This window comes from Paenibacillus aquistagni, from assembly GCF_900177815.1.
GTDB lineage: Bacteria > Bacillota > Bacilli > Paenibacillales > Paenibacillaceae > Paenibacillus_B > Paenibacillus_B aquistagni.
Map to the genome: position 1 here is coordinate 1 of NZ_FXAZ01000015.1, position 4,776 is coordinate 4,776.

Here is a 4,776-nt window from a genome sequence, read left to right on the forward strand (position 1 = left end):
ATACGCTGCCAGCGGCTTGCGCCGTCCACAATCGCTGCTTCATGAAGCTGTGGATCAACACCAGACAAGGCGGCAAGATAAATGATCGTTCCCCAACCGGTTCCCTGCCACACGCCAGACAAGACGTACATGGTCTTAAACCATTTTGGGTCTGTTAGGAAGTTAACTGGTTCAAAGCCGAACCATTGGACAATGTGGTTGATAATCCCTGTAGAAGGGGACAAGAATGTAATGATGATACCTGCCATAACAACCATGGAAATAAAGTGTGGTGCATAAGTAACCGTTTGCACTGATTTCTTAAAGAATCCGGTCCGAATTTCGTTAAATGCAAGTGCCAAAATAATTGGCAGCGGGAACCCGACAGCAAGCTCGTACAAGCTGATGCTCAAGGTGTTCCAAAGCAAATCCCAGAAATAATAGGAATCAAAGAATCGTGTAAAATGGTCAAATCCTACCCATGGGCTGCCCCAAATTCCTTTTGCCGGAATGAAGTTCTTAAATGCAATTTGGATGCCGTACATAGGTCCATAATGGAAGATCAAGAAGTAGAAGAAAGCAGGTGCGATTAATAAGTACAGCTCCCAGTTCTGAGTGACCTGTTTCCATCGCGTACTCTTCTTTTTCTTTTGACCTACATTAGCCGAAACGGCAGTTGCTCCATTCTGTTGCATCGTGTTCATTCCCTCCTTCCAAAATTGTACCTAGATGGTGTGCACGCTATTCTCTCTCCATAACATGTATCTTATCTGTTCAACCATCCCGGCTCTGTACTGCAGCGGCATGATTGCTAGCGCTTACAACTAGAATTGTAGGCTGAAATGCACACTTCGTAAATATGTCGAATCGTGCTGACAATTTTCCAATGAAAACCCTTTAATATCAAGGGTTACGGGTGATTCACATCCTAAATGATAATTGCAGTATCACGTCAAAATGTGTCATTTATATCGTCACAAGGTCACATTTGACCTATTCAACACACCTAAAAATAGGGAAATTGTCAGTTAAATAGTGACAATTTCCCAGCTATCTATCATGACAATGTTACATTTCTTCCGTGTCAAAGCAAAAAAACCTGAGCGGACCGAAGTCCTGCTCAGGTTTTTCTTACCGAGATGCCGGTATTGTCATTGCATTAGTTTTGCTTCCAAGTATCATAAGCAGCTTGATAGATGCCTACCATCTTCTCAGCACCCATTTTCTTCGCTGTTTCCATATACTTATCGAAGTTTTCAAGCGGCTCTTGTCCTGTAATGAACTTCGCTTCCATTTGCTCCACGAACGTGTTCAAGTCAGAACGAGTTGCAGATACTGTTTGCTGATCACTTTCAGACAAGTACACGCTTGGGAATGGTACGCGAGCGAAAGGAAGAAGCTTTTCTTTGTTCTCTTCATCGATCCACTTGTCGAAGTCGCTGATGAAGCCATTCTTCACATCATTGTTTGCAACGCCTGGTACAACGATACCGTAGTCAGGTGTCAAGGAACCGCGATATTCTTCACGGTCTTTGCCGTCTGGTGTTTCGTTCCACTTCTTCTCATGCGTATCTTTGTTTGCATAATCCCACAGCATGCCTTCTGGGCCATAGCTCAGCATTTCAGCACCTTCTGTAGAATACAGGTAATCGATCCAACGGATTGTTGCTTCAGGATGCTTATTGGCATTCGTGATTGCAAATGCGCCTTTTGCCAAACCTGGATGCTTCGCCACAACAGGAGTGCCTTCAATGCTGCTCGATACCGGTTGGTACATTGGATCTTTGTCGCTAGGCTCTGTTGCGCCTGTCATGAAGTAAGCATAGTAGGATTGGAACAGGCCCACTTGATTGTTTTTACCCTTGGAGCCTTTTTGCTCATCGGTTTGAGAGAACGTCTCATGATCGAGCAAGTCTTCTTTCCAGAGCTTGTTCATGTAGGACAGGTAATCTTTGTACGCAGGCTCAATATAAGCGTAATGAACCTTGCCGTCTTTATCCGCATAAATATCCTCATAGCCAAGGCCGAAAGATCCCATCAGCCACATGCGGATACCGTCATTCAATTTTACAGAAGTCAAAGGAATCTCGTCTGCTTGGCCGTTGCCGTTAGGGTCCTCTGTCTTCACGCGCTTCAAGTACGTATACAGCTCATCTGTCGTTTGAGGCACTTTGTCATAACCAAGCGCTTTTAGGAATTCGCCATTATACCACATCGGCCCCATGTACCACACTGCATTCAAGTCGATCTTAGGCAGCGTGTAGATATGGCCATCTGGCGTTGTAATGGATTTGCGAACGTCTGGATTCTCGTCCAGGATCTTTTTGATATTTGGCGCATATTGATCAATTAGATCTTCAAGCGGGAGCAATACGCCTTGGCCGCCATAATTGACTTCATCTGCGGATTTGAATTGATACCCGAAGAAGAAGTCTGGGTAGTCGCCGCTTGCCAATACAAGGTTGCGCTTCGTTTCAAAGCTGTCGTTTGGCGCGTTCTTGAATTCAAGCTTAATGCCTGTCTTTTTCTCCATCTCTTTGAAGAAAGCCATCTCCGACCATTTTGCCACACCCACGTCTGGTCCCATAACGGACAAGGTGATGGAGTCGTTGACAATCGGGAAGCCGTCTTTGTTAATGTTGGCTTCTGCCTGCGTTCCGCTAGTTCCAGCGCTGCTGCTGTCCTCTGCCTTGCCGCCGCATGCTGCAAGCAGGGATGCGCAAAGCGTAATGGATAAGATAAGTCCTAACAATTTCTTGCCTTTTGCCATAAGGATAACCCTCCTACTGTATAAGTAATTCAGACCTTGATGTAAAGCTATCCTTACACGATGTTCAATAGAAGAAAGGTCGGAAGAGAAGGGTGGTTCATGCATCCTTCTCTCCCTGCCTTCAAAGCTTGAATAAATCTAAAGGATGTCTTTTATGGTCTTCAAGTAAAACTTAAGCTATTATTGGTTTTTCCATTGGTCATAAGCAGCTTGATACATATCTACCATCTTTTGAGCGCCCATTTTGTTTGCTGTTTCGATGTACTTGTCGTAATTGCTAAGCGGCTCTTGACCTGTAACGAATTTAGCTTCCATTTGCTCTACATATGTCTTCAAGTCAGAACGGATGGCAGATACTTGATCCTGCTCTGCTTGAGACAAGTAAATGCTTGGGAACGGAACTCTAGCGAATGGTGTAATTTTCTTCGCTGTTTCTTCATCCAACCATTTGGAGAAGTCGTCCTTGAATCCGTTAGATGTTTGCTCGTTGGCGATCTGCGGCAGATTGATACCGTACGCAGGTGTAATGGTTGCACGATATTCTTCGCGATCCTTGCCGTCTGGTGCATCAAGGCGCTTCTTCTCAAACGTGTCTTTGTTTACATATTCAAACAGCAGGCCTTCTGGTCCATTTACCAAGAAATCAGATCCTTCTGTGGAGTAGAAGTAGTCTACCCATCTCATCGTTGCTTCAGGATGCTTGTTAGCAGAAGAGATCGCGAATGGTCCTTTTGCCAAGCCTGGATGCTTCGCAGCCACAGGGGAACCTTCTACACTGCTCTTCACTGGCTGATACATTACGTCTTCTTTGCTAGGCTCTCCACCTAGCGTGAAGTAAGCATGGTAATCTTGGAAGAGTGCAACTTGGTTATTGTTTCCTTTTGCTTTCTTCTGTTCATTTGTTTGGGAGAAGGTCTCATGGTCAAGCAGATCTTCGTTCCACAGCTTGTTCAAGAATGTTAAATAGTCTTTATAGCCATCTGCCGTATAAGCATAGGATACTTTACCGTTCGCATCTGCATAGATATCCTCATAGCCAATGCCGAAGGAGCCCATCAGCCACATGCGGATACCATCATTAAGCTTAACAGAAGTCAAAGGAATCTCGTCTGCTTTGCCGTTGCCGTTTGGATCTTCCGTTTTTACACGCTTCAGGTATGTGTACAGTTCATCCGTTGTTTGTGGAACTTCATCATAGCCGAGCTTTTTCAGGAACTCGCCATTGTACCACATTGGACCCATGTACCATACTGCTGCCAGGTCAATGAACGGCAGGGTATAAATATGTCCATCTGGTGTTGTGATCGACTTGCGAACGTCTGGGTTCTCATCGAGAATCTTCTTCAGGTTCGGCGCATATCCGCCATCAATGTATTCCTCTAACGGAAGCAGAATGCCTTGGCCGCCGTAATTGACTTCATCAGCTGCTTTGAACTGGCCGCCGAAGAACACATCTGGATAGTCGCCGCTTGCAAGTACGAGCTGACGCTTCGTTTCGAAGTTCTCATTCGGAGCGTTTTGGAACTCAAACTTAATGCCTGTCTTCTTCTCCATCTCCTTGAAGAACAGCATGTCGGACCATTTTGCCATCCCCATATCCGGTCCCATCATGGTTAGAGTAATCGGCTCATTTACAATTGGAAAGCCCTCTTTGTTCACTTCTGCAGCCGCTGTATTGCTGCCGGAGCTGCTGCTGCTTCCTTCATCGGACTTGCCGCCGCATGCTGCAAGAAGTGATGCACAGAGTGTTAACGATAGGATAAGTGCCAATACTTTTTTACCTTTTCCCATGTACAGATCCTCCCTTTGATACTTAGATTAATGACCCTCACTTCGAACGTGCTTTTTATAATAAACCGGGACAGTTGCCCGGATTATTATCCTTTTACAGAGCCGATCATAACCCCTTGCACGAAGTAGCGCTGCAAGAATGGATAGATCGCGATGACCGGCAAGGTCGATACGATGATAACGCCGTATTTGAGCAGTGCTGCAACTTCGGCTTTGTTGTTCATCGCTTCTGCTAC

At 45.4% G+C, this 4,776-nt stretch carries 3 protein-coding genes and 1 pseudogene; all 4 read right to left on the bottom strand.

Annotated elements, in window-relative coordinates; genetic code table 11:
* The coding region (locus B9Y93_RS24140) for an ABC transporter permease (RefSeq protein WP_085499139.1) at window positions 1-674 on the bottom strand (674 nt) is incomplete at its 3' end.
* 464 nt (window positions 675-1,138) lie between these two features.
* The gene (locus tag B9Y93_RS24145; protein WP_085499142.1) at window positions 1,139-2,749 is read right to left on the bottom strand and encodes an extracellular solute-binding protein; all 1,611 of its coding nucleotides are present in this window, start codon (window positions 2,747-2,749) and stop codon (window positions 1,139-1,141) included.
* A gap of 180 nt (window positions 2,750-2,929) precedes the next feature.
* Window positions 2,930-4,540 carry an extracellular solute-binding protein gene (locus B9Y93_RS24150; RefSeq protein ID WP_085499143.1) on the bottom strand — a complete coding sequence of 537 codons (1,611 nt, stop codon included), beginning with the start codon at window positions 4,538-4,540 and terminating at the stop codon, window positions 2,930-2,932.
* An 86-nt stretch (window positions 4,541-4,626) separates the two neighbouring features.
* Window positions 4,627-4,776: pseudogene (locus B9Y93_RS24990) on the bottom strand (carbohydrate ABC transporter permease); the annotation flags it as partial.